Source organism: Paenibacillus mellifer (assembly GCF_023195895.1).
GTDB classification, from domain to species: domain Bacteria; phylum Bacillota; class Bacilli; order Paenibacillales; family Paenibacillaceae; genus Fontibacillus; species Fontibacillus mellifer.
In genome coordinates, this window is the sequence record NZ_JALPRK010000022.1 from 17,524 (window position 1) to 41,386 (window position 23,863).

Sequence of the window (23,863 nt, forward strand, 5' to 3'; positions counted from 1 at the left end):
TGCAAACGTGAATGCGGGGAGGCCAAGTATCTAAAGAGTTACTACATTAATTAATCAACAAACATGGTTGTAAATTTGACGGGCATAAGAAGAAGCCGCTTTAACAGCAAGCCAAATAACGGGCGGAAACTTGCCCATGGCGCCAGAAGCAAAAAGCTGATCAAAGCAGGGACATGAATCCATGGATGCGGGGTTCTGTCGATAAAAAGCTTGCCGTGGGTCGGCGTGTTGTTGAGGCGAAGCGATACCAAGTGGTGTACGTTGCGATAATCGGTTTCAAGCGTTTCTTCTCCGTTGGCCGTCGCTTGGACAGGGGAAGAAATAAAGGAAGGGAGGGATAGAACCAGGAACAACGACATAATAACGACAACCAACCAGCGAAGCCCTGATTTTTGCGTGTTCATGCGTGATCCCTCCCCTTGGACATCGATTTACTTATCTTAAGGATAGCATATCGACGTCTTTCTTATTAAAAGAAAGAGTTGTCATGGATAACCATTAGCTCGATTAGATTAAGAAATATCGGAGTAGAATATACCCGCTGGAAACCACGATGGACAGGAGCATCAGCAGGAAGCCGTATTTAAGGAAGCGCATAAACGTAATCGGCTCCCCTTCCTTCGCAGACATCCCCGCGGCGATCAAATTGGCGCTGGCTCCAATCAGCGATCCATTGCCCCCGAGACATGCGCCAAGTGCCAAACTCCACCAAAGCGGCTCCAAGTTGCTGATTCCCATGGCCCCCATATCCTGAATCATCGGGATCATCGTAGCAACGAATGGGATATTATCAAGGAACGAAGAGGCGATTGCGCTAAGCCACAGAATCAGCATGGAAGTCGTTAGCGGGTCCCCTCCGGTCAAGTCGATCGCCCACTCGGCTAACCGCTTAATTGTGCCGGTATCGATCAAACCGCCGACAAGAACGAACAACCCGATAAAGAAGAAGATGGTAGGCCACTCAACGGAGCGGAACGCTCTTTCCATCACATGCTCCCCAGTGAGTAATAATAGTAGGAAAGCACCGGCTAAAGCTACGGTAGCCGACTCCAAATGCAGCGTTTGGTGCATGAAGAAGCCCAGCAGCGTCAAGCCCAAGATAGTCAGGCATTTCACGAGAAGTTTCCGATCCGTGATCAAGCCTTCCAGGCTGATGTTCATAATGTTCTTCTGATTTTTTGGCGTTGACTTAATGCTCTTGCGGAAAATCATGACGAGAAGTGGTAAGGTGGCTGCCAGAATCACAACGACAATCGGCGCCAGATTTTGCAGGAAAGCAACAAAGGTCAGTTCCTTCACGGCGCTGCCGATCATGATATTCGGCGGATCTCCGATCAAGGTTGCCGTACCACCGATGTTTGAGGCAACGACCAGTGAGAAAATGAAAGGAAAAGCCTTGACCTTAAGCTGACGGGTAATGCTGAAGGCGACCGGCACCATTAGAATGATCGTCGTCACATTATCCAAAAATGCGGATCCAACGGCCGTGATCAGCGCGAGCAACCAGAGGATCGTTACAGGATTGCCTTTGGCCTTCCGGGCCGTCCAAATTCCTATATATTTGAATAATCCCGTTTCCGCTGTGGTATTTACGATAATCATCATGCCGATCAAGAGACCCAGCGTATTAAAATCAATGTGATGAATCGCAGACTCCTGATCAATGATGCCGAAGACGATCATCAGAACGGCGCCAAACATAGCCAGCAGCGTCCGATGGATTTTCTCCGAGATAATAAGTGCGTACGTTAATAAAAAGATGATGATGGCCCAGATTGCTTGTTGTTCCATAATAATTCTCCTCTCCAAGGTTGCCGTAATTCGAGGTATCTTTAGATTGCCATGCAAGGGCAGAATTATGCCATTCTATTTGAAAAAAAGGCAAAAAGAGCCCGCAACGTGGCAGGCTCCTCCGATAACTCTCATTTTCTATTGTTTGTAAATGCCTACATCATTATATTATTAGTCATTTTAAAAGTAAAGAACTTACTGCTAGGATTACCGTCATCGGTTTGTACCCTTGGGCTGAGCACATCCTCGACTTAGGTCTAGGTTGAAAAACCGTCCGTAGTCCGTTTTGGAAAGCCTGTAATCCACCTAGAATAGAGACATAAGGTTGATCGAATGAGAGGCGGTGATAAATCGATGAAAACAAATCGACCGAAAGTATTCGCTATTGTATTAATTGCCCTTGGTGCTTTGATTCTGCTGGGCAAGTTGACTCCCTTCCTGGGCAGCCTGTTCGGCTTGGTGATCGCGATCGTCATGATCGGTCTCGGTTATTACGGAATTCGCCGGGGGAACGCCTTCTTCGGATGGTTGGTCCTGATTTTCGGGGTCATTTCCCTGATTTCTAAGCTGGCCTGGCTGATCGTCCCGCTCTTGGGTATCGGATTAATCGTATACGGTATCTCTTCCTTAAAGGGAAGACGGAGTTACTGATTTGATAGCATACATGCAAAATAACTTGAAATGAGGACCGAAAGGTTAGGAGGGAAGGGTGTCATGAGTGTATTTCGTCGGGTACGAGATATTACGGTAGCTACTTTGAATGAAAAGTTAGAGCAATCTCAAGATCCGGTCAGATTGATCGACCAGTTCCTGATCGAAACGCGACAGGAAATCACCGAAGCCGAGAAGCTGCATTACCAATACAGCGGTCATGCCAAGCAAATGAAGCAGCAGGTGGATCAAGCCAAGGTCATGCGCGACAAACGTGAGGAACAAGCGCTGCTCGCTTTGAAAGCAGGCGAGGAGCACTTGGCTAAGCTGGCCTTGCAGGAGAAGATGCTGTATGAGGAAAAGGTGGAGCAATACACCGAATTGTACTCGCAGAGCTTGGAATCCCTGCAGGAATTGGAAGCTCAGCTGAACGAATTGAAGACCGAATATCAGGTTGTGTATAGTAAACGTCAATATTACTACGCAAGAATGGAGACGCTTCGTTTACAGCAGCGGATGAACCAGCGGATGAGCGGTTACGGCGTGCAGGATGTGCCGAAGATGTTCCATCGCTTGGAGGATCGGGTATCCGATATGGAATGGGAAGCCCGCAGCCTGCGTGATTTGCGGAGAGCGGGTACGGATTTCGTGAACCAAGCCGGCTCCGCCATCCAATCTACTCTGGAACAGGAGCTCTCCCGCTTGAAGCAGAAGCTGAATAACAAGGGAGAGGAGTAAGATCGATGGGAAGACCTTTGTATCGTTCCAGACGGGATCGCTGGATTAGCGGTTTGATCGGTGGATTGGGCGAATATTTCGGCATTAACGTCGGCGTGCTCCGGCTGATCGCTTTTCTCAGCATCTTCTTCACCGGCGGGACGACGATATTCATCTACCTTATCGCCACCTTGGTTATCTCCAAGGAGCCGTATCCGCCTCACGATCCATACTATAACGGCGGATGGCCGGGCGGAGGTCCACAGCCGGGTTACGGCCCCAAACGCCGGGACTTCTATGAGGATCCCCGTTTCGGAGCTCGCCCGCCGTACGGAAATCCAAACGGAAATACTTACGGAACCCAGCCGCCGCAATACGGCGCGGGCGCTCCGGGAACCGGATTCCAAGCCTCCCCGGGAGCTTCCAATCTGGATTCCATGATGGAAGATATCGAGAAGAAAGCGATGAAAAAAGAACTGGATGAGCTGCGTAAGAAGCTCTCCGACTACGAGAAGGGAGAAGTGTAAAACATGGGAGTATTCAAGAGAATTAAAGATATTACAAAGGCATCGGTTAACGACTTGCTGGATAAGGTGGAAGACCCAATCGTCATGCTCAATCAGTACCTGCGAGATATGGAGGCTGAAATTCGCGACGCCGAAGTGACGGTGGCCAAGCAAATGGCCAACGAACGCCGGATGAAGCAACGCCTGGACGAAGCGGCTCGCATCTCCTCGCAACGGGAAGCTCAAGCTGAAATTGCGCTTCGCAATGGCCAGGAAGAAGTAGCTCGCAAGATGCTGGAAGAGAAAATCCATTATGATCAAAAGCAAACGGAATTCGCCGAGCTGCATGCTCAGTCTGAAGCTCAGGCGGCTGAACTCAAACAGCAGCTTCACGAGATGAAGGACGAATTCTACAAACTGCGCAACAAACGGAACGAGCTGGTGAGCCGTGCGCAAATGGCGAAAGCCAGAAAACAAATGTCGCAAATCAGCAGCCTGCATACGATCGAAAGCGGCAATGCTTCGCTCGGATTCCATCGGATGGAAGAGAAGATCATGCAGTTGGAAGCCGAAGCCGAGGTAGCTGGCGTTGTGTACCGGGGTACTTCGCCATCCACGTACATCAGCCCAGCGGATGCCGAGAAGCAACTGAAAGTGGATGCGCAGCTTGAAGCGTTGAAAGCGAAGCTGAACCCGTCCGAGGTTCGCGAAGAAGACAAGGAATAACTACACGTCCGGTGGACATTGTGATATTCTAAATATTGGTGAAGCCATGCGGTATGGGGTCCCATACCGTTATGGCTTTTTACAACTCTATGAACCTGCAGGGAGGTGCGGCATATGGATACACGAAAAAGGTTCTTAGCCATCGCTTTGATTGGATTTGGGGTACTGTTGATTTTCGGGAAGTGGCTGAGTTTCTTCACCATTGTCGCCCTCTTGCTTCTTATATTCGGCATTTATATAATCCGGCAGGGGGAGCAGGTCAAGACCGGCTATATCTTACTTGCGATCGGCGGTGGAATGATTCTGCTCGACCATTTCATGCTGGTCCTGGCAATTCTGATGATCTCGCTTGGTTATTACTACGCGAAAATTCGCAAAACGCAGCCTCAGGGCAATTACGTGCAGAAACAGAATATCACCTCGAGTATCCGTTGGGATCGCGATCCATGGAGCTTGCGGAATACGAGCATGTGGCATGTGTTCGGGGAGCTGGACATCGATTTGTCGCTGGCCATGGTGGAAGGGGGACATAACGTCCTTATGTTTCAAGGGATCGTCGGGGATGTCGATCTGGTGATTCCGGAGGATTACGGCGTGGAGATCGAAGCGTTTGTGTTGTTTGGGCAAATCGACTTCAGCCAAGACAAAGAAACGGGCATGCTCAATCGGCTGTATTGGAAGTCGCCGAACTATGAGCTCCGTGACCAAAAAGTGAAAATCATCATTTCCTATCTTGTAGGAGATGTCGATATACGATTAACTTAAGACAGGAGGAACATCCCGCATGAAATCGAAAAAGCCGAGCAATATGGTATCCCGCAGCATGCGCGGAGGGATTCTCCTGTCTGTCATTATGATGGCAGCCACCTTTTACGTGCTGTATACATACGGGTATTTCCACCCCCAAACGTCTTGGAGGACGGGCATCAAGGCCGGGGTTACGTTACTGTCGCTGCTTGTCATCATCGGTGCGGCTTACGGTTTAATACAGGGATATCGTCCCAAACGCCAAATCGACGGACTACGTGAAGCGCTCCTGCAATGGGAGAAAGGCAACCAAACCGGGAGCGTTCCAAAGCTTGGCGAAGACGAACTCGGCCGACTGGCGGAGCAACTGGAGCGGATCGGTAAACGCTGGGAGGAGCAAGTGTCCTCCCTTCAGCGATTGTCGACGCATAATGCCCAATTAGCCGAGCAAGCTCGAGTTTCGGCCATTGTGGAGGAGAGGCAGCGGCTCGCACGAGAGCTGCATGATGCCGTGTCCCAGCAGCTGTTTGCCATCTCGATGACGGCCACGGCCGTAGGGAGAACACTGGATAAGGACTTTGACAGGGCGCAACGCCAGGTGGAGTTGATCGAAGAAATGGCTTCGGTCGCCCAGTCGGAAATGCGAGCGTTATTGCTTCATTTGCGGCCGGTCTACCTGGAAGGCAAGGAGTTGTCCCAAGGTTTGCGCGATCTGGTTAAGGAATTGAAAACCAAGGTCCCGATGGATTTAACGCTTGAGATGGACGAGGACTTGAGCTTAGGTAAGGGCATCGAAAACCATCTGTTCCGGATCATTCAGGAGGCGATGTCCAATACGTTGCGGCATGCCAAGGCGGACAAAATGGAGATTCGGATTCACCGACGGGGCGAAGCGGTCAAGGTGACGTTGCGTGACAATGGCATCGGCTTCGAGCTGGATGATAAGAAGCAAGCCTCCTATGGTCTGTCCAACATGCAGGAACGCATCCATGAAATCGGCGGATCGATTCAGTTTATCACGGCGCCCGGCAAAGGGACGCGCATTGAGATTACCGTTCCATTAATTATTGAAGAAAGCGGGGAAGAGGTCAGCCATGGAGATGGAAGACAAGGAGATTAAAGTACTGCTTGTGGATGATCATGAAATGGTGAGAATCGGCCTGGCGGCGGTACTTGGCACGGAAGACGGCATCGAGGTCGTCGGAGAGGCCAGCAGCGGAGAAGAAGGAATCCGCCTGGCACAGGAATACCGGCCAGATGTCGTGCTGATGGATCTCGTCATGGAGGGGATGGACGGGATCGAAGCCACCCGGCAACTGCTCGCGCAGCATCCGGATTGTAAAGTGATCGTCCTCACCAGTTACCTGGACGACGAGAAGATGTACCCGGTTATCGAAGCCGGGGCTTTCAGCTATTTGCTTAAAACTTCGCGGGCATCCGAAATCGCCGAGGCGATCCGGGCAGCGGCTCGCGGCCAATCGGTCTTGGAATCGCAGGTCGCTTCCAAGATGATGAACCGGTTCCGTCAGCCTAAGGTGGAGGCGCCGGCTCACGAGGAGTTAACCGAACGCGAAATGGATGTTTTGCGGTTATTGGCTCAGGGCAAATCGAATCAGGATATCGCCGATGATCTGATTATTGGGATCAAGACGGTCAAATTCCATGTCACCAATATTTTAGCAAAGCTGGGGGTTGAGGATCGCACCCAGGCGGCTATTTATGCTTATAAGAACGGTTTGGCGGAGTAACCAGCTCCGACAAACCGTTTTTTTACCGGTTCAGCAATTTATAGGAGGAGGAATGAACGAGGTTCATTTCGACCTGGACCTCGTCCAGTTCCATCAAGGAAATTAGCGGCTTACCACGCGACATTAGCTCTTTCCAACGCGCATGCTCATCACGGTACAGCTTCTCTTCCAGGTTGTAGAGATCGATTTGTTTGGCCTTCGCCGCATCAAAGGAACGCCGGATGTCTTGTTCAATTTTCTTCTCCGCCAGCTCGTCGATCGTGGCGGCAGAGACTCCGCTGGCCGTTCCCGCCTCGGTGATATAGGCTTTGATCCGTACTTGGATACGAACCTTAGGGTATTCATCATTAGCGCGGACCCCGACGTCCGATTTGCTATGGATAATGCTCAGCGTTACCGGCGTTCCGTCTTCCAAGGTTAGTGTCAATGGAAATATGATCATTCGATTGAAAGCGATATATCTGGCGCCCTGGAGCATCGCTGAATTAACGAGTCCGCGGTTCGCTCCTTGCGCAATGGCATAAGCCCCGACAAGCTTCACTTGGGAAACGGGCTCGCCCTCCCCTTTCCAGACCTTGGTCGTACAGCTGATCAATGGCAATAGTGCCGTAACGGCCGGTTCCTTCACGCCGTTCATCAGATTAATGACTCGAATTGGCTCAATGAAGGAGTATTGCCTAAATATTTCCTCGGGATCAAGCAGCTCCGAATTTAATACTGATTCATTAAGAAGGGATATGCTCGAGAAAATATCGGGAATGTTCTGATAGGTGCCAAATACCCAAGGCGTATACCGAAGATCGCGGTTTTGGATTAAGCCATTGACGGCTTCAGTCAAGTGCTTGTCGAGTAGCGCCTTGGAGAAGACGATCGCCCTAACATGGGTCCAGAACGTTCGCTGCTGCGAGGCGGGATAGAGGGAGTTCAACGCCTCATCGATCGTTCTCCCCTCGCCCTGGCCGATCCACACTTTACCGTTCCCCGTTTCAACGGTGCCTTCCTGTTTGGCAATTTCTGCAAAGTCCAGTAATTGGCTGTAGATGATATAGCGGCCTTCCTTATAATCGACTCCCAGCGCGGTGATGAAATTGATGTTTTGCGTTTCTTTCATATCCCAACATCCTGTCAGCAGCAGGCTAAACACAAGTACTAGGATCGCTAATGAGGCTCTCAAGGTTTGTCCCTCCTTGCGGTTTTGTCGAGTGGATGAAGGATGCGTGGCCTCTTCTTGATCGTGTCCGACGGATTCTTCAGTACGGCTTTGGCAAAGTCGGTTTTTACAAACGGGGAGAACGGGGACAGATAGGGTACGCCATAGGACTCCAAGGAGGAGAGGTAAAGAGCCAATCCGATAAAGCTGACCAAGAATCCAAACATCCCGAAAATGGAAGACAACAGCAGAATGCCGATCCGAAGATGGGACGCCGTACCGCTTAACGTCTGATTCTCCAAGGTTGAACTGGCCACAATTGCGATCGCTACAGTAACGATGATCGTCGGAGATGTGATCCCAGCACGAATCGCGGCATCGCCGATGATTAAACCGCCTACCACCGTAATCGTTTGTCCCATGGCTTGAGGCAATCGTTTACCCGCCTCGTTGAAGATTTCGAACAGAAAGAGCATGATGAAGGTCTCAAGCGGGACGGGAAAAGGTAAGCCGTGCCGGGAGTTACTGATGGTCGCCAACAGCGGGACGGGAATTTGCTCCAGGTTGAAGCTGGTTAACGCCACGTAGAAGCCCGGCAGAAACAAGCCGATCGTAAGTCCGACAATTCTTAGCACCTTCTGCACGGATACGATATAAAAAGGAGTATTGGCATCCTCCGGAGAAATCAGCAGATTCATGAGCGTAACGGGAGCGACGATGGCGATCGGGTTCCCGTCTACCAATACGGCGAAGCGGCCTGCCAGCAGGGTATCACAGACGTAATCAGGCCTTCCTGAATAATCGGTTAGCGGGAAGATCGCTCTTCGATGTGGACCGGCTATGACAGATTCCATATAGGAGGTGCCTATGATGGCATCGGTATCGATCCCGTGCAGCCGGGTTTTCGCCTCCTCGAGAATATCCGGATTGATGATATCCTGGATATAAAACAGAGCAATTCGCGTTTCTCCCCGCGTCCCCTTTAGGAATTCCTCCACACATAACGTGGGCGTACGAAGCCGTTTTCGAATCAAGCCGATATTGGTCGTTAGATTCTCCGTAAATCCGTCGCGTGATCCTTTTACGGCTGCTTCTGTACTGGCCTCTTCGGGAGAACGACTCGGCGGGTTCGAAATATCTAAGCTGTAGAAGGCCTGGTTCTCTTCGAAATAAATGACCAGCTTGCCGGAGTAAACTTGCAGCGAAAGATGATGCAGCAGGTCCGGTCCTTCGATCGGGCTCAGCGGCAAGTAACGATTCCGTCCGATCGTCTTGATCCCGGGTTCGGCCTGGTCCCGAAACAGATTGGCGAGACGCGGAAAAACGACGTCGTTGAGCTGCTTCATGTCCGTCATCGGTTCACAGTAGATTAAGGTGATCGGATGGTCCTGTCCCGCGTCCGCATCGAACCGGCGGATCTTCACGTCGGCGGAATGTTGAAAGTAGTGGTCCAAGAACGGGATATCAATAGGTCCGTCCTGCTGGTCGGAGGGCCGGTCGCTCGGATTCATGTGGATCGTCCTTTCTTGCGTGGTCTAAACATGCTGACAGCGGCTAGGATAAGTGTCATTCCTAAGATAAAGTAGGCGTCTATTGGGAAGATGTATCGGATCATGAGATGCTGGAACGTGACATCGGAGAAGGTATAACAGCTTAGCGGAACGAGAATTACAGCAAGGGTGATGAGCAAAGACGGCCTCCAGCGAGCGGCAGGTACCCTCCACATATCGGCGATAACGATCAAGGCAAAGGAAATGCGAATGCAACTCCCGGATAACCATTGATAGATGGAAAAGAAGTCCGTTTGCGACACATATTTGCCGAAACCTGCGATTCTCCATTCCTCGTAAGCCGGATATCGCTGGACGGCCGCCTCAAACGGGTTGAATTCGGCGATGGCACCGGTTAATGGACCCAAAGTTAAACCAAAAAGAATGAACGCGAAAATGAAGAGTTGCTTCTTGTTTAAGGGGGCCTTCAGATACGGCTGTAGAAAAAAGATAAAATAATATTCAAATAACCCGGAGCAGGTGTACAAGACACCTCGGATTACCGGGTCCCAACCCTGCTCTAATAGGGGGAACAGCAGACTGTAATCTTTGAATTCCACATTTACGATGGCGACATAGAAGCCAAGCAGCACAACAAGCGGCAGCAGGATGCCGGAGGTGATGGCAATTGTCTTCATCCCCTTCAGGGCTCCGCCCAGGCATAATAACATGAGAACCAAAGAGGTAGCCAAGACGGGGGTATACGGCAGGAATGTCACTTTCATCCACATCACGGTATCAAATAAACTAAACCACGCGGTTGCGAAGAAAAATACCGTCATAACACATTGAAAGAGCAAAGCAGGAAATCGCCCGAGCCGTTGGCGAATCCATTCGGGAAGCGCCTCGGTTCCGATCCGAGATGAGGCGAACCCAATCAAGCACACCACGATCGCAAACGGAATAGCAGCAAGGAGCACGGAGAACCAGGCGTCGCGTTTGGCGATTTGCAGCAGTGCAGGTATGATGAATACATGGTTCGTGATCCCTATGGTTAGCATCAAGGTCATGATGGCCTGCAGTTTCGTTGGTTTCGGTGAGCGGATCATAAGCTACTCCCATCTGATAGGTTCTGGCTCTATTCATGGTTTTATTATTCGCAGAGGAGGTTCGTGGCATGCAAAACCGTAAGTTATGGAAGATCGGTTTGTTGATCCTCATTTGCGCCATGCTGCTGGTGGGCTTACAGCGCTTGAAGGAAACCGGTCGTGAAGCGATAGCCCCCGGGCCAATTGACGCGGCGGAGCAGCAGTTGGCTGCCCTGTATTCGATGGGCCAAGCGGTGACGCCGGATCCCTTCCAGTTGACGTTGAAGTGGCAAGGCGAATGGAGTTCGCTGCTCGCTCCGGAAGAAGCCGCCGGGGTGTTGGCGAGCCGGTTGGGGTTGCCGGTGCCGGAAGCAGGGACCGTCCAAGGACGCGTGGTGTATGAGGCCAAGGGACAGATCGAGGGCTTTCCAGCCGAGTTGGAGCTGACTACCCTTGAGGAGGGCAAGCACTACGCGATGCTTCGAATGGAAGCGGTAGGTGATGAAGCCGCCGCATTGGAGCGTCTGCAGGAAGCCCAGCGAATGGCGGGGGAGTCCCTGGCGGACGAAGGCGTACAGGCCGAATGGAACGCAGCGGTTCAGGGCGTGGCCTGGCCTGCCGCCGCAGCTGTTGGGAAGACAGCATCCGGTAAGCGCAAACTCGATGTCACGTTTGATAAACTGGAAACCAAAATCAATCAACTCCCAAAGCTCAAGCTGAAACAGGCGGAAGAGTTTGCGGATGAACTAACGGCTAGCCGAACGTATTCGGTTGACGCTTTACCGATAGCCGTCCAAAGCGGTGGGCATCGTGTGGCATTGCAGCTTGCGGTACACCGCAATAGCGGTACCGGCATGGATGAGATCACGATCGGCACTCCGCTGCTGACTGTGGAATACTAGAGAAGATCAAGGAGGCGAGAGGCAGGTGCGACGTCTTCTGCAGCAAGAACGAAGCCGCTACTCGGAAATCTCCGTCTATGAAACGGACGAGCTATATGGCGAACGCGGGGAGTTTCGCGTCCTGCAATTCGCCAGCGAGGCAGTACAAGGCGCCATGGATATGAAGCGGCCCAAACGGATCATACTAGAATATCCGCGTGCGATGCTGTATTTACTTCAGCGCCATGTTACGGAGCTGTGCCGGGTATTCATCATCGGCCAGGGGACGGGAACGATCGCTAGACATTTGAATGGAGTTCGTGTCACGGTGGCGGAGATTGATCCGCTGGTGGAGGAGATTAGCCGCACCTATTTCGGATATTCGGGTGGACCGGTGAAAATCGGGGACGGTCGCAGCCTGCTGGAAGAGGAGCAGCCGGGAACCTTCGACGGCATTATTGTGGATGCTTTCTCCGAACAGGGAACTCCGGCCCATTTGACCTCGTTGGGATTCTTTCGGCTTGCCGCAGAGAGGTTGGATCGAGAAGGTTTACTGCTTCTGAACGTGTTCGGCCGAGGAGCCGACGATGGATGGGTTGCCGCACTGACCTCAACCTTGCGGGAAGCGATGACCTATGTGCGAGTCTTTACGCTGCCGTCAGATCAACCTCATGCTCTAAGGAATATGATTATCGCAGGCAGCCAGAAGCCGATAATGTATGAATTACACGGCATGGCAGGTTTTGGAGAGATTGAGCCTCGAGCAGGGCATCTCATCCATGAACGGACACCCTAGAAAAGTTTGCACAAGTTTCTGAAAAACGTTTGTTTTCTGAAATTTATATGATGGCATCGAAGAGGCGAATATGCTAAAATGGCATCACATCCCGTGATGCCGTGTAAAGACATGTACTTGATCGGGAATTGAAATGAACGATCACTAATCTTACATAGAAAGAATGAGGAGCCATGGCTGAAAATCTAACTCAGGAAACTGTTCGGCCCCCAGGGGCGGTATTTTTCATTTTTGGAGCCACCGGAGACTTGGCGCGCCGCAAGCTCTTCCCGGCCATTTATTCCTTATATCGCGAAGGCAAACTGGCTGAGGATTTCGCCGTGGTTGGCGTTGCCCGTCGTCCGCGTTCGGACGAGGAATTTAAGGAGGATCTTTATCGTTCTATCGAGGAATTTTGCCGTTATAAGATCGGAGACAAGGAGCAATGGGCGAGGTTTGCCGATCATTTCTCCTATAAATCGCTGGACATCAATAACGTTGATGGCTATCGTGAGCTCCGAGAGTTAACCGAATCCGTGGAAACGCGTTTTGGTATTCCCGGAAACCGTCTGTTTTATCTGGCGCTGGCACCGGAGTTGTTCGGCAGCGTATCCTTTAACCTGCAGAAGGGCGGTATGCTGAATACCAGCGGCTGGCACCGTTTGGTGATCGAGAAGCCATTTGGTTACGACCTGCAATCGGCTCAGAAGCTGAACGAAGAATTGAGCCAGGTGTTTAAGGAAGAAGAAATCTACCGGATCGACCACTATCTCGGCAAAGAAATGGTCCAGAACATTGAAGTGATTCGCTTTGCGAACGCCTTTTTTGAGCCGCTGTGGAACAACAAGCACATCGCCAACGTGCAAATTACGCTCAGCGAAACGGTTGGCGTAGAGGAACGCGGCGGGTATTACGATCATGCCGGTGCGCTGCGCGATATGGGGCAGAACCATATGCTGCAAATGCTTACGATGATCGCTATGGAGCCGCCAAGCCGCTTGTTCCCCGAGGACATCCGCGACGAGAAGGTGAAGGTGCTGCGGTCGCTGCGGCCTTATGATTCGGCACAGGAAGTGAAGGAATACGTGGTGCGCGGTCAATATACCGAAGGGGAAGCGAGAGGCAAGAAGCTGCCAGGCTATCGCCAGGAGGATAAGGTTGACCCGAACTCCAACACGGAAACGTATTTTGCGGCCAAAGTGTTCGTGGACAATTTCCGCTGGGCGGGCGTGCCGTTCTATATCCGCACCGGGAAGCGACTTCCCGTGAAGACCACAGAGGTTGTCGTCGAATTCAAACAGATGCCAACCAACGTTTATCTCGGCCAAAAGCATACGCTGGAACCGAACCTGTTGGTCATCCGCGTGAACCCGATGGAAGGGATCTACATCAAGATCAACGCCAAGAAGCCGGGCTCGGAATCGCAAATTGAGCCGTTGGCAATGGAATTCTGCCAAAGCTGCCTGGTGGGCATCAATTCGCCGGAAGCTTATGAACGCTTGATTCATGACGCGGCTCAAGGGGATTCAACCTACTTCACCCGTTGGGACGAAGTGGCGACGGCGTGGGCTTTCGTTGATCGGATCGCAGCGGCTTGGGCGCAAAACCCGTCCGATATCAGCACGTACCCTGCCGGCTCCTGGGGGCCGAAGGATGCGGATGAGCTGCTCGCGCAGGACGGTTTCCACTGGTGGCCGGTGAACGGTCAGGAAGAAGACAATGTGATCTGGATCAAGCAGAATTAGTACAGAGCGCTCCGTCACCTGCAAGGGCGGCGGGCGAATAGAATAGGGTTAGCTGGAAACACCTTTATGTCCCGGCCAGGATATAAGGTGTTTTTGCTTAACGGAAGGACAAAATATGTTACAATAGAGAACGTGAATTTGTGGAACGAGAGGAAAGTGAGCATGAACAAAGCATTGGACCAAGTGCTGCAGCAGGAAGTGGACAAACGGCGCACGTTTGCGATCATTTCCCACCCGGACGCCGGGAAAACGACGTTGACCGAGAAACTGCTGCTGTTCGGCGGCGCAATTCGCCTCGCCGGATCGGTCAAGGCGCGCAAAGCGAGTAAACACGCGACAAGTGACTGGATGGAGATTGAGAAGCAACGGGGGATTTCCGTCACTTCTTCCGTCATGCAGTTTGATTATAACGGCCATCGGGTGAACATTTTGGATACACCGGGTCACCAGGATTTCTCGGAGGATACCTATCGTACGCTGACGGCGGCGGACAGTGCGGTCATGCTGATTGACGTGGCCAAAGGCGTCGAGGCGCAGACGATCAAGCTGTTCCAGGTGTGCGCGAAGCGGGGGATTCCTATCTTCACCTTCATTAACAAGCTAGACCGGGAAGGCCGAAGTCCGTTTGAGCTGATGGAGGAAATCGAGCAGGTGCTGGGCATCCGCTCGGTGCCGATGAACTGGCCGATCGGGATGGGCCGGGAGTTGTCCGGTGTCTATGATCGAATGAAGAACCAGGTAGAGTTGTTCCAGGGCGACGATCACTCCACGATCCAGGTGAAGAAGGTGGACGGCTATAATGATCCCGTGATCCGTGAGATGGCCGGCGATTATCTTCATGATCAGCTGTGTCAGGATCTCGAGCTGCTGGATGTTGCAGGCGATCCGTTTGATTTGGAGAAGGTCCTTAACGGGCAACTGACACCGGTATTCTTCGGCAGTGCAGTCAACAATTTCGGCGTGCAGACGTTCCTGGAGAACTTCCTGCAGTTGGCGCCTAAGCCGGAACCACGCCGCAGCACGCAAGGTATGATTGAACCAACAAATGAGAAGTTCTCGGGATATGTATTCAAGATCCAGGCGAACATGAATCCGGCGCACCGCGACCGAATCGCTTTCATGCGCATTGTGTCAGGCAAGTTCGAACGCGGGATGTCTGTTAAGCATGTGCGTGCGGGGAAGGAAATTAAGCTGTCCCAGCCTCAGCAATTTCTGGCCCAGGATCGCGATATCGTTACCGAGGCCTACCCGGGGGATATCATCGGGTTGTTTGACCCGGGAATTTTCCGGATTGGCGACTCGCTTAGCCAAGGCAACGAAATCGTATTTGACGAGCTGCCGACGTTCTCGCCGGAGATTTTCGCCAAAGTAACGGTGAAGAACGCGCTGAAGCATAAGCAATATCAGAAGGGCATTGACCAATTGACCGAGGAAGGTACGATCCAGGTGTTCACGACGGTTGGCTTCGAGGACACGTTGCTTGGAGTGGTCGGGCAGCTTCAGTTCGAGGTGTTCGAATACCGGATGAAAGGCGAATACGGCGTAGACGTGCAACTGCAACGGATGCCGTTCCAATTCGCGCGCTGGATCGTGAGCGACAAGATCGATCCATCCAAGTTCCGGATCAATTCAACGCTGGTGAAGGACAAGAAAGGCAATTACGTCGCATTATTCGAGAACGAATATGCGATGCGGACGGCGATGGAGAAGAATCCGGATGCCAAGTTCCTGGAGACTGCGCCTTAATCGGAAAGACCGCCCTTAGACAGGGCGGTCTTTGTTGTAGCGGGCAACTCTATTTCAACGGTTTGAGGCTGGCCTGATCCACTTGCTGCTTGAGCACGGATACCAGTTCGTTTTGTTCGGACGTATCGATATGCTTCCAGATCGTTTCGAAGACAACACCCAAGCCAGGCAACGCAGCTTCCTGGGCATCGATCGAGCCCTCGATCATCGCCCGCAGCCCCTGCTCATCTTGGCCGTGGATTTTGTGCATAACCGCTTGACGCAGGTCGAGTGTAATGGATGGCACGGTTTTTCCCTCCTTGAAATATGTGACTTGCCCGGTGTTAATTTGCCCGATCGGTTCGGTGAACATACAAGCACCTCCCTTAACGAAAGGGATGAGGGGAAGAAGCAGTCATCCGGAGAAAACTGCGAATGAAGATTGTGGTATACTAATTTGGATGAGAATTATGTTATGGGTGGTGAGAGCATGGCAAATACAGCCAAAAAACAGTTTGCCGTGATCGGTATGGGCCGGTTTGGGTTAAGTGTGGCAACGGCACTCAGCAACATGGGCTTTGATGTACTGGCCATCGATGCCGAAGAGCATCATACGCAAGCCGTTGCGAACCAGGTCACTCACGCGGTATCCGCGGATTCGACCGATGAAGATGCGCTGCGCGCACTGGGGATTCGTAATTTTGACGTCGTCGTTGTGGCTATCGGTGAAGATATCCAGGCCAGTATTTTAACAACGCTGATTCTAAAGGATATGGGCGGTCCGCTCATCGTCGTGAAGGCGCAGAACGAATTGCACGGCAAGGTACTGCAGAAAATTGGTGCTGATAAGGTTATTTTTCCGGAACGGGATATGGGACTTCGGGTGGCGCATCATCTGACCTCCCCGAACATTTTGGATTACATCGAATTGTCAGAGGAATACAGTATTGTGGAGATGCGCGTCAGCTCGCAGATGATCGGCAAGAATCTGAAGGAGCTGGATATCCGCGCGAGGTTTGGTTGCAACGTGATGGCGATCAAGCGGGGCAGCAAAATGAATATCTCACCTGCGGCAACGGACCGTCTGACGGAAGAGGATATACTAGTTATTGTCGGTGAGAAAAGCGATCTGACGAAGCTGGAGCTGGCTTACGCGGAGTCTTAAGACAAGCGGTCGAAAGATGAGGATGGAATGGGTATGGAGATATTGTCCGCGCAGAACCCCCGCGTCAAGGAATGGGCGGGACTGCTTGAGAAGAAAAACCGGGACAAGCAAGGCAAATATTTGATCGAAGGCCTTCATTTGGTGCAGGAGGCGCTTGAGGCGCAGGCCGACGTGGAATGTGTCTGCTACGACACTCTCGGCGGTATTCCGGCCGAGCTGCAGGCCGCGGCGTCCGCGGGGCTGGACGTCGATTGGATCGGCGTGTCCGCCGCCGTGATCGCGAAGTGCAGCGACACGAAGTCGCCGCAGCCGGTGTTCGCGGTCGTGCGCAAGGACCGCGGGAGGGTTGCTCCGCTCCTGGACCGGGAGCGGAGTTTGGTGGTGGTGCTGGACGGCGTGCAGGATCCCGGCAACGTCGGCACCATCATCCGCAGCGCCGACGCGGTCGGGGCGGACGGGGTGATCGTCGGCGCAGGCTGCGCCGACATTTACGGGCCCAAGGTGCTGCGCGCCACCATGGGCTCGCTGTTCCATCTGCCGGTCGTGCATAGCGACCTGGCAGAGGTGCTGCCGCAGGCGAAGCAGCGGGGCATTCGCCTGGCCGGCACGAGCCTGCAGGCGGCGGCGAATTGCTTCGCCTACGATTTCACGCAGCCGGTGTGGCTGCTGTTCGGCAGCGAAGGCAGCGGCCTCAGCCCGGAAGTCCGCGGGCTGATGGATGACGGGCTGCTTATCCCGATGCGCGGCAGGGCAGAGTCGCTGAACGTGGCGATGGCCGCGTCCGTACTGCTATATGAGGCGATGCGGCAGCGGCATTTTTCTTAAGGCAGGCCATATGTAAGAGAAAGACCGGAGGAGATCCTAGTTGAAAGGATCGCTTCCGGTCTTTTTTTAGGCCTCCCCCAGCTTCTTGCGGATTTCGGAAGGATAACAGCCATAGTGCTCGACAAACAACTTGGTGAAATGGCGAGAGCTGAAATAGCCAACGCGTTGGGCGACATCCTGAACCTTACAATCCGGCTCGGTCAGGAGCAATTCCTTCGCTTTCAACATACGAATGCTCGTGACGTATTTGACGAAGGTGATACCCTGTTTTTTATGAAACAGAGAACTCAAGTAATTGGGGGTCACCTGAAGCTCTTCCGCTAGAGAGCCGATGGAAATATCCTCTTGGTAATACTCGTCAACATAATCCATGGCCCGCTTTACGAGATCGCCGCTCGCCGCAGCGGCTCCCTTCCCCTCCTGGCTCAGCAGGAGTTCTCCCTGACGCTGGAGGGTTTCAATCCATGCTGCAGGCTGGAGATTCACGTGAAGGGCAGGACAAATCGCTTCCTTCAAAAAAACGGTGATCCGTTGATAGCGTACGGAATCCCCGTGCAACCCAGGCAATTGCTGCTTGCCGAACGCGATTAACTTATTGTGATAACCGACATAATCTCGGTCCAGGTATAAGCTGACAAGTTGATGAACCGATCTGCTGAGGGACGAAACTTCCTCCGCAGCAGTCTCGGCACGCAGCTCGGCCAAGGAATATAACTTATTGAGCATCAGGGAAGCCCTGAGGACCGAAGCTGCATGCAGTTCCTCCAACTGCCCAAACAGTTCGCCCGCCGAGAGACTGTTCTCGCTCTGCAGGACCGTCAAAGGTAAGTATGGAGTCTCCTCTCGTCGCCCTTGCCCAAGGGTCATCATGATCTGACGTCGCAAGTACTGGTTAACCTCGTCGTTTAATACAGCGTCCAAAGTCGGCCAAGCCCAGACAGAGGTTAGATTATCCTCGCTTAATTGCAGATGACCGCAACGAATTCCTTGCGTCAGCGAGTGCTTTTGTGCCGCCTGCTGGAGGTTCAAGGCCAGATCGTTTAATCGGGAAGCCGACGGCTTGCCCCTGTGAACTCCATAGAAGAGCACGCTATAGAAGCAATAACCGTCATAGGCAGGGTCTTGCCGCAGCGGCCCCGTTTGGAACTCCCGGTAGCGATTCGATAACCAGTGTTCGAATTCATAATCAAGAAATTGAGCGTCCCGTTCGCGTCCAATCCTCGCTTCCCGGACGCATCTCTCCAGTTGCTCCGGTTCAGCCGGCTTTAGCAAATAATCGCTGGCTCCCAGCCGGAGCGCCTGCTGCGCGTAATCAAACTCCATAAACCCGCTAAGAATGACCCAACTTGCCTGCGGAGCCAGCGTCTTGCCAATCCGAATGGCCTCGATGCCGTCAAGCTTCGGCATTTTGATATCCACGAATACGAGATCGGGTGTGTTTTGGCGTAATAACTCCAGCAATTCCTCGCCATTTCGAGCTTCTCCAATTATTTGGCACGGCAAGTTCTTAAGCTCCAGCTCCTGAAGCATACTTCTTAAGGTAGAACGAATCAGCTTCTCGTCATCCGCGATGATGATTTTCATAGGTAGTGCTCCTTCGTCGGAATATGAATCGAGATGGTGGTTCCGGCACCCGGCCGGCTCTCTACCTCCATCACGGCATCCGGGTAACTCATGATTAGACGGGTTCGGACATTGGATAACCCAATCTGGTCCTCTGAATTGGAGGCGGAAGGGTCAAACCCCACACTGTCGTCCTTGACCACGATCTCAATGTAGTCCTGCGAGTCCATTTCCCTTCTCTGAGCCTGTACCGACACGGACACCATTTCCTTATCAGCCGGTTCAACGCCATGGATGATGCAGTTCTCGACCAATGGCTGCAGCAGCAGCTTAGGGATCGGGAATGAAGCGGCGTCCGGATCGCAGTTGATCTGGAAAGCCAATCGATCATCGAACCGGAGTTGTTGCAGCATGCAATATTTGCGCAGGATGTTCAGTTCTTTCTCAAGGGTCGTCTCATGGACGGGTTCCAAACTGTAGCGCATCATGTAACTCAAAGAGATGATCGCCGTTTCTAGTTCTTTCGTGCGGCCTTCCCGGTTCAAGCCGATAAATCCGTTCAGCGTGTTATATAAAAAGTGAGGCTGAATCTGCGATTGCAGCGCCCGATATTCGGCATCCTGCTGGGCCAGCTTCGCTAAATATTCCTGGTTGATGAGCTCATCCAGACGAGAAACCATGCTGTTGAGGGAATGACCGAGCTGGGCAATCTCATCGTTTCCGGGTAAGGTATACCGCTCGGACAAGTCGCCTCTCTTTACTTTGTGCATAACGTAATTCATTCGTTTGAAAGGATTCACAATCCAGCGGGTAAAATAAATCAATACGCCAAAGGTGACTAGAAGGGCAGCCGCCGTGAGCAGGAGCGCGACGATATAAATCCACCGAACTTGGTCCTTCTTCTCCTGGTTGGATAGAAACACGACGATTCGCCAGTCTGCGGGACTGATTTTTTTGGAAATGCCTAAATAGTTGTTACTTTCATACCGATCCTTCTGGCGAAAAGAGGATAATTGCTCCTTCAGCTCCTCCGGCACGGTTTGGTTGGCGTATAGGGTGTTCCCGCTTTGATCCAGGATCACGACGATGGAAGAGACGTTAAAGTCGACGTCACTGGCGATTTTCTCCAGCACCCTCTTATCCGCATCCGCCATGATCACGGCTAGTGGGCGTCTCGTGTCCGGGTTCTTAATCAAACGAGCTACCGAGAACGCCTGCGGTACGGTTTCCAGGTTCAAGTAGTCCTGAGGATGAGAGCTGATAAAGACCGCTTGTCCGTCGCCGTTGTAGGCCTGCTGGTACCAATCTTGCGTACGAAAGGCGAAGTCAGGCTTCAAGGAAATCGAACCTTTCGACGTCAAATACGCTTGACCCTTGACGGGTACAATCAGCGTACTCAAGATATCTGGGCGGGTATTCGTCAAGTATTGCGGCAGCGTACCTTTGAGAGCCCGGTCTGTGGTTAATTTGATATAATCGCTGGCGGTATCATACGTATTGTTTGCTTTGATGGATCTGACCCGCTTCAGCGACGAGGAGAAGGATTTGGCCAAAGCGCAAATCAAGCGGTATAAAGAGATCCGTTCTCTGGTTCAGCAGGGCGATATGTATCGTCTGGTCAGCCCGTTTGCCGGGCACGAAGCGGCCTGGATGTTCGTCTCCGAAGATCGGAGCGAGGCCCTGGCGTACTATTTCCAAAGTATTAGCGGAGCCGAATGCGCCGCGGCGTAAGTTACGCTTAAAAGGACTGGATCCTGAGAAGGTCTACAAGGTCGAGGAGAGCGGACTAGTGATGAAAGGGGATCGCCTGATGGCTATCGGGATTATGCTCCCTGCGGAGCTGAAAGATTACTTTAGTTATTCGGTTCGTTTGAAGCTTATCGACTAACCGAAAGCTATTCTTCATCAAGAAGCATAAAACCCCGAAACCATGGTTTCGGGGTTTACTTTAGGTATAGCTTTTGATGGCTAGTTTCGAACAAAGTGCTTTTTTGTTCAATTCCAGGTCTTTTAAATAATTGTTGATTTTAGCGTCCAATTGTTCAATGAGGTGCGAACGAATATCCTCAATCTGCTCCTCCTGGCAGAACGCGGAAATGGCAAGAATACCGTCGGAGTAGTGCTTCGTTTCCTGGATGGCGGTATTTAGCTTCTCTTTATACAGCCGTTTGACCGATCCGGTAATCGATTTGATCTCGTAATAACGATTCGTTTCGACGAGTAGTCTCCACGGTGTTATCCTGGAAGCAAGCTGATCTTTCCTTAACTCTAGGGTGATTTGATACATTGTTTTTGAGCTGTTCATGATGTTGATCCCCTTGTATATTTATACACTGTACTGAATATTATATCACAAATCATGAGAGCTTTTGAAGCTACAATCTAGAACTTTAAGACTAAAAAAAAGTGATACTAGAGAACTATAAGCAATTGGTTGCGAAAAATCAAGTGACAAATCATACAAGTTTCCGTTTCCACCTGCGCGTCCTTCTTTTTTACCTCTGTCCCGCATAACTTGTAGAGATGGAAGTTGAGAACAACCTCTAGGGGTTTTCCCGCTGCAGGGGGTGAAACATGCGGATACGACGACGCGGATGGCGGAGCCGGACAAGACGACCGAAGCGCAGAAGGAAAGTCTGGATCGCTGTCGTGATCATTACGATTATTGCTCTGGTTCAATTTGTTCAGTACGTGGAGCGCCGGATGACAGGACCGATCGTTCACCTAGCCCAGATTCGAGTCAAACAGATCGCCACCGAATCCATCAATGATGCGATTACCGCTCAGGTGGCGAATCAACAGCAGGTTGGGCAGCTGATCGATTGGAAGACGGATGATAACGGTAAAATTACCGGGTTCATGCTGAACTACTCCGCCCATATGAAGGTGACCTCCGAGACGATTCAAACGGTTCGGCACACACTGGACGAGGTGGCCCGGCTATCGGAAACCATTCCGCTGGGGCAGGCTCTCGGCAGTCCGCTCTTGGCTTCCTTTGGCCCGAGTATCCCGATCAAGATCGAGCCCAAAGGGGATGTGAAGGTCGACTTGAATACCCGACGCCAGGATGCCGGCATCAATATGATCCTTGTGGAAGTGTACCTTCGGGTAAAGACGGAACTGGCCGTGGTTGTCCCCTTTGATATGGAGTCACAGGCGGTGGAAACGGAAATCCCGGTCTCCTATCTGCTCGTGGTCGGGGATGTGCCCATGTATTACTATGACAGTAAAGGCAATCCGGTCGGTGAGGGCCAAGCGGATGCCCCGAACATTGCGCTTCCGGCGTTGCCGGGCGGCGATGATACGGCGGAACCGCCGGCAACCAAGGAAGAGACGGTTACGCCGGACGGGGCCAACGGATCAGGGGAACCCGCCGGGAATACAGGAGCAGGGAACACCAGCTCAGAGGAGCCGTCCAACCCAGATATGAATACAGGGGGACATAATTAAAGGGCGCCGGTTATCTGGACGCCCTTTTATTTTTTTTGGAGCGTTCGGCTTGCTCCCATTTCTTCAACAGCGGATAAGGATCAAACGCCCATTCCGTGCTTCCGGTATCTCGGTATATCCCGTAATGCAGATGCGGCGGGAATTTCCCCGAGGTTCCCGGCGGGCCGTAACCGCTGCTGCCAACCCATCCGATGGTTTGACCCGGTTCGACGAAATGGCCGACTTCAATGCCCTTTTCATATCCCTGCAGGTGCGCGTAATAGTGGTATCGGTTGCTGATATCCCGGATCCCGATGCGCCAACCGCCGTAGGGATTCCACCCTTTTGTCTCCACCACGCCGTAACAAACGCTGCGTACGGTTACACCCATCGGGGCGAACAGGTCGGTTCCTTCATGGATGCGCAAACCTCCCCAGCCGCGCCGATCCCCCCAGGTGTCTCGATAGGTATAGATGCTGCGCAGCGGCAGCGGGAATGCACTATCAGTTAAATCCAGCCGACCCCAGTTCTTGTACATTTTCGCGAATTGGCGGATTCGCTCCACGGCGGAATCGTTTTGATAGTAACGCCATAGGGCGATGCGGAAGTCTTCTTCCTTATAGCCGAAGCCGGTTAAATAAGAAGCTAAGGTAAACAAGGCGTCCCGATCGTTCTTCGGATCGGCCGCTCCATCGGCGGTGGCGTCTTTCCCGCTGCCGCCAAACAATTCGATCGTCGCCGGATTCCGGTCCTCGGGATCCGGATTAAACGGGCCGGTCCAAAATGCTTCCCGGAAGCGGAATCCGGTAACTCGCTGCTCCTGCTGCTGTTGCTCCTTCCGCGGAGTGATGGTGCGTTCGTATTGGTCTACTGCGGCAAGCCAATACCAGGGAACCTTCGTGAGCAACTCCATTTCCTCGAATAACAAGCGCCTTTGATCGTAAACACGGGTTACCGCCTCTGCCGTCGATGTTCCTGGGGCGGCCTCGACCTCGGTGGTTATGAACCCGGCTCCCGGCCATGATGAAGTGAGAAACGCAACGGCGACGATACAACAAACCGCTTTGCCGCGGGCAAATCGATAAGACCTCAAGGCAAGCTTCCTCCTTCGCCTTTATTTTGCACGCGATTCGTGACCTCT

The 23,863-nt window shown here is 52.3% G+C and carries 26 protein-coding genes; 16 read left to right on the forward strand and 10 right to left on the reverse strand.

Annotated elements, in window-relative coordinates; genetic code table 11:
• Positions 1-50 precede the first annotated feature (50 nt).
• Together M0651_RS19020 and M0651_RS19025 are read right to left on the reverse strand one after the other, a co-directional pair.
• Positions 51-404, reverse strand: coding sequence for a hypothetical protein (locus M0651_RS19020; protein ID WP_248553310.1), 354 nt, complete (start codon positions 402-404; stop codon positions 51-53).
• 103 nt (positions 405-507) lie between these two features.
• Complete coding sequence (locus M0651_RS19025; RefSeq protein WP_248553311.1) at positions 508-1,791, reverse strand: ArsB/NhaD family transporter; 1,284 nt, start codon at positions 1,789-1,791, stop codon at positions 508-510.
• A gap of 354 nt (positions 1,792-2,145) precedes the next feature.
• Here M0651_RS19025 and M0651_RS19030 point away from each other — a divergent pair, with 354 nt between their 5' ends.
• The 7 genes from M0651_RS19030 (at position 2,146) to M0651_RS19060 (ending at position 6,886) form a co-directional block, all read left to right on the forward strand.
• On the forward strand, positions 2,146-2,442 hold the full coding sequence (locus M0651_RS19030) for a hypothetical protein (protein WP_248553312.1): 297 nt from the start codon (positions 2,146-2,148) through the stop codon (positions 2,440-2,442).
• 63 nt (positions 2,443-2,505) lie between these two features.
• Complete coding sequence (locus M0651_RS19035) at positions 2,506-3,180, forward strand: PspA/IM30 family protein (RefSeq protein ID WP_248553313.1); 675 nt, start codon at positions 2,506-2,508, stop codon at positions 3,178-3,180.
• 5 nt (positions 3,181-3,185) lie between these two features.
• Positions 3,186-3,686, forward strand: coding sequence for a PspC domain-containing protein (locus M0651_RS19040; protein WP_248553314.1), 501 nt, complete (start codon positions 3,186-3,188; stop codon positions 3,684-3,686).
• 3 nt (positions 3,687-3,689) lie between these two features.
• A complete protein-coding gene (locus tag M0651_RS19045; RefSeq protein WP_248553315.1) occupies positions 3,690-4,391 on the forward strand; it encodes a PspA/IM30 family protein in 702 nt (233 codons plus the stop codon).
• A 114-nt stretch (positions 4,392-4,505) separates the two neighbouring features.
• Complete coding sequence (liaF, locus tag M0651_RS19050; protein ID WP_248553316.1) at positions 4,506-5,156, forward strand: cell wall-active antibiotics response protein LiaF; 651 nt, start codon at positions 4,506-4,508, stop codon at positions 5,154-5,156.
• A 19-nt stretch (positions 5,157-5,175) separates the two neighbouring features.
• The gene (locus M0651_RS19055) at positions 5,176-6,258 is read left to right on the forward strand and encodes a sensor histidine kinase (RefSeq protein ID WP_248553317.1); all 1,083 of its coding nucleotides are present in this window, start codon (positions 5,176-5,178) and stop codon (positions 6,256-6,258) included.
• Positions 6,233-6,886 carry a response regulator gene (locus tag M0651_RS19060; protein ID WP_155606127.1) on the forward strand — a complete coding sequence of 218 codons (654 nt, stop codon included), beginning with the start codon at positions 6,233-6,235 and terminating at the stop codon, positions 6,884-6,886. The genes M0651_RS19055 and M0651_RS19060 overlap by 26 nt, the downstream gene beginning before the upstream one ends.
• Before the next feature lie 22 nt (positions 6,887-6,908).
• Here the strand turns inward: M0651_RS19060 and M0651_RS19065 are convergent, their stop codons facing one another.
• The 3 genes from M0651_RS19065 to M0651_RS19075 are packed head-to-tail and all read right to left on the reverse strand — an operon-like array spanning position 6,909 to position 10,635.
• Entirely contained in the window at positions 6,909-8,060 is a 1,152-nt protein-coding gene (locus M0651_RS19065; RefSeq protein WP_248553318.1) for a Ger(x)C family spore germination protein, read from the reverse strand.
• Positions 8,057-9,547, reverse strand: a complete 1,491-nt coding sequence (locus M0651_RS19070) for a spore germination protein (protein ID WP_248553319.1) — start codon at positions 9,545-9,547, stop codon at positions 8,057-8,059. The genes M0651_RS19065 and M0651_RS19070 overlap by 4 nt, the downstream gene beginning before the upstream one ends.
• Positions 9,544-10,635, reverse strand: a complete 1,092-nt coding sequence (locus M0651_RS19075; protein WP_248553320.1) for a GerAB/ArcD/ProY family transporter — start codon at positions 10,633-10,635, stop codon at positions 9,544-9,546. Before M0651_RS19075 ends, M0651_RS19070 begins: the two co-directional genes overlap by 4 nt.
• Before the next feature lie 68 nt (positions 10,636-10,703).
• Here M0651_RS19075 and M0651_RS19080 point away from each other — a divergent pair, with 68 nt between their 5' ends.
• From M0651_RS19080 to M0651_RS19095, 4 genes are all read left to right on the forward strand, one after another.
• Positions 10,704-11,516, forward strand: a complete 813-nt coding sequence (locus M0651_RS19080) for a YwmB family TATA-box binding protein (protein ID WP_248553321.1) — start codon at positions 10,704-10,706, stop codon at positions 11,514-11,516.
• Between the two features lie 25 nt (positions 11,517-11,541).
• Entirely contained in the window at positions 11,542-12,291 is a 750-nt protein-coding gene (locus M0651_RS19085) for a spermidine synthase (RefSeq protein WP_248553322.1), read from the forward strand.
• 173 nt (positions 12,292-12,464) lie between these two features.
• On the forward strand, positions 12,465-14,015 hold the full coding sequence (gene zwf, locus M0651_RS19090; protein WP_248553323.1) for a glucose-6-phosphate dehydrogenase: 1,551 nt from the start codon (positions 12,465-12,467) through the stop codon (positions 14,013-14,015).
• 162 nt (positions 14,016-14,177) lie between these two features.
• The gene (locus M0651_RS19095) at positions 14,178-15,761 is read left to right on the forward strand and encodes a peptide chain release factor 3 (RefSeq protein WP_248553324.1); all 1,584 of its coding nucleotides are present in this window, start codon (positions 14,178-14,180) and stop codon (positions 15,759-15,761) included.
• A 49-nt stretch (positions 15,762-15,810) separates the two neighbouring features.
• On the opposite strand, the gene sspI is transcribed toward M0651_RS19095, so the two are convergent.
• Positions 15,811-16,047 carry a small acid-soluble spore protein SspI gene (sspI, locus tag M0651_RS19100; RefSeq protein WP_308195553.1) on the reverse strand — a complete coding sequence of 79 codons (237 nt, stop codon included), beginning with the start codon at positions 16,045-16,047 and terminating at the stop codon, positions 15,811-15,813.
• Positions 16,048-16,230: 183 nt separating this feature from the next.
• On the opposite strand from sspI, the gene M0651_RS19105 reads away from it, so the two are divergent.
• Both M0651_RS19105 and M0651_RS19110 read left to right on the forward strand, forming a co-directional pair.
• The gene (locus M0651_RS19105) at positions 16,231-16,905 is read left to right on the forward strand and encodes a potassium channel family protein (RefSeq protein ID WP_248553325.1); all 675 of its coding nucleotides are present in this window, start codon (positions 16,231-16,233) and stop codon (positions 16,903-16,905) included.
• A gap of 33 nt (positions 16,906-16,938) precedes the next feature.
• Positions 16,939-17,730 (forward strand): TrmH family RNA methyltransferase, encoded by a 792-nt coding sequence (locus M0651_RS19110; RefSeq protein WP_248553326.1) that lies wholly within the window; start codon positions 16,939-16,941, stop codon positions 17,728-17,730.
• A 66-nt stretch (positions 17,731-17,796) separates the two neighbouring features.
• On the opposite strand, the gene M0651_RS19115 is transcribed toward M0651_RS19110, so the two are convergent.
• On the reverse strand, positions 17,797-19,314 hold the full coding sequence (locus tag M0651_RS19115; protein ID WP_248553327.1) for a response regulator: 1,518 nt from the start codon (positions 19,312-19,314) through the stop codon (positions 17,797-17,799).
• Entirely contained in the window at positions 19,311-20,858 is a 1,548-nt protein-coding gene (locus M0651_RS19120; protein WP_308195551.1) for a sensor histidine kinase, read from the reverse strand. Before M0651_RS19120 ends, M0651_RS19115 begins: the two co-directional genes overlap by 4 nt.
• Between M0651_RS19120 and M0651_RS24215 the strand changes: the two genes are divergently transcribed.
• Positions 20,839-21,024 (forward strand): hypothetical protein, encoded by a 186-nt coding sequence (locus M0651_RS24215; RefSeq protein WP_308195555.1) that lies wholly within the window; start codon positions 20,839-20,841, stop codon positions 21,022-21,024. The genes M0651_RS19120 and M0651_RS24215 overlap by 20 nt on opposite strands.
• A gap of 16 nt (positions 21,025-21,040) precedes the next feature.
• Positions 21,041-21,181, forward strand: coding sequence for a GH36 C-terminal domain-containing protein (locus M0651_RS24220; RefSeq protein WP_308195554.1), 141 nt, complete (start codon positions 21,041-21,043; stop codon positions 21,179-21,181).
• A 60-nt stretch (positions 21,182-21,241) separates the two neighbouring features.
• On the opposite strand, the gene M0651_RS19130 is transcribed toward M0651_RS24220, so the two are convergent.
• Positions 21,242-21,598 (reverse strand): hypothetical protein, encoded by a 357-nt coding sequence (locus M0651_RS19130; protein ID WP_248553328.1) that lies wholly within the window; start codon positions 21,596-21,598, stop codon positions 21,242-21,244.
• Between the two features lie 269 nt (positions 21,599-21,867).
• On the opposite strand from M0651_RS19130, the gene yunB reads away from it, so the two are divergent.
• Positions 21,868-22,743 carry a sporulation protein YunB gene (gene yunB, locus M0651_RS19135; protein WP_248553329.1) on the forward strand — a complete coding sequence of 292 codons (876 nt, stop codon included), beginning with the start codon at positions 21,868-21,870 and terminating at the stop codon, positions 22,741-22,743.
• 10 nt (positions 22,744-22,753) lie between these two features.
• Here the strand turns inward: yunB and M0651_RS19140 are convergent, their stop codons facing one another.
• Positions 22,754-23,815 carry a M23 family metallopeptidase gene (locus M0651_RS19140; protein WP_248553330.1) on the reverse strand — a complete coding sequence of 354 codons (1,062 nt, stop codon included), beginning with the start codon at positions 23,813-23,815 and terminating at the stop codon, positions 22,754-22,756.
• Positions 23,816-23,863: the final 48 nt, after the last annotated feature.

What these genes read in the sequence shown, in the direction of transcription:
- M0651_RS19020 (WP_248553310.1), bottom strand. Translation starts at nt 404, where the DNA reads ATGAACACGCAAAAATCAGGGCTTCGCTGGTTGGTTGTCGTTATTATG.
- M0651_RS19025 (WP_248553311.1), bottom strand. Translation starts at nt 1,791, where the DNA reads ATGGAACAACAAGCAATCTGGGCCATCATCATCTTTTTATTAACGTAC.
- M0651_RS19030 (WP_248553312.1), top strand. Translation starts at nt 2,146, where the DNA reads ATGAAAACAAATCGACCGAAAGTATTCGCTATTGTATTAATTGCCCTT.
- M0651_RS19035 (WP_248553313.1), top strand. Translation starts at nt 2,506, where the DNA reads ATGAGTGTATTTCGTCGGGTACGAGATATTACGGTAGCTACTTTGAAT.
- M0651_RS19040 (WP_248553314.1), top strand. Translation starts at nt 3,186, where the DNA reads ATGGGAAGACCTTTGTATCGTTCCAGACGGGATCGCTGGATTAGCGGT.
- M0651_RS19045 (WP_248553315.1), top strand. Translation starts at nt 3,690, where the DNA reads ATGGGAGTATTCAAGAGAATTAAAGATATTACAAAGGCATCGGTTAAC.
- liaF (WP_248553316.1), top strand. Translation starts at nt 4,506, where the DNA reads ATGGATACACGAAAAAGGTTCTTAGCCATCGCTTTGATTGGATTTGGG.
- M0651_RS19055 (WP_248553317.1), top strand. Translation starts at nt 5,176, where the DNA reads ATGAAATCGAAAAAGCCGAGCAATATGGTATCCCGCAGCATGCGCGGA.
- M0651_RS19060 (WP_155606127.1), top strand. Translation starts at nt 6,233, where the DNA reads ATGGAGATGGAAGACAAGGAGATTAAAGTACTGCTTGTGGATGATCAT.
- M0651_RS19070 (WP_248553319.1), bottom strand. Translation starts at nt 9,547, where the DNA reads ATGAATCCGAGCGACCGGCCCTCCGACCAGCAGGACGGACCTATTGAT.
- M0651_RS19075 (WP_248553320.1), bottom strand. Translation starts at nt 10,635, where the DNA reads ATGATCCGCTCACCGAAACCAACGAAACTGCAGGCCATCATGACCTTG.
- M0651_RS19080 (WP_248553321.1), top strand. Translation starts at nt 10,704, where the DNA reads ATGCAAAACCGTAAGTTATGGAAGATCGGTTTGTTGATCCTCATTTGC.
- zwf (WP_248553323.1), top strand. Translation starts at nt 12,465, where the DNA reads ATGGCTGAAAATCTAACTCAGGAAACTGTTCGGCCCCCAGGGGCGGTA.
- M0651_RS19095 (WP_248553324.1), top strand. Translation starts at nt 14,178, where the DNA reads ATGAACAAAGCATTGGACCAAGTGCTGCAGCAGGAAGTGGACAAACGG.
- M0651_RS19105 (WP_248553325.1), top strand. Translation starts at nt 16,231, where the DNA reads ATGGCAAATACAGCCAAAAAACAGTTTGCCGTGATCGGTATGGGCCGG.
- M0651_RS19110 (WP_248553326.1), top strand. Translation starts at nt 16,939, where the DNA reads ATGGAGATATTGTCCGCGCAGAACCCCCGCGTCAAGGAATGGGCGGGA.
- M0651_RS19115 (WP_248553327.1), bottom strand. Translation starts at nt 19,314, where the DNA reads ATGAAAATCATCATCGCGGATGACGAGAAGCTGATTCGTTCTACCTTA.
- M0651_RS19130 (WP_248553328.1), bottom strand. Translation starts at nt 21,598, where the DNA reads ATGAACAGCTCAAAAACAATGTATCAAATCACCCTAGAGTTAAGGAAA.
- yunB (WP_248553329.1), top strand. Translation starts at nt 21,868, where the DNA reads ATGCGGATACGACGACGCGGATGGCGGAGCCGGACAAGACGACCGAAG.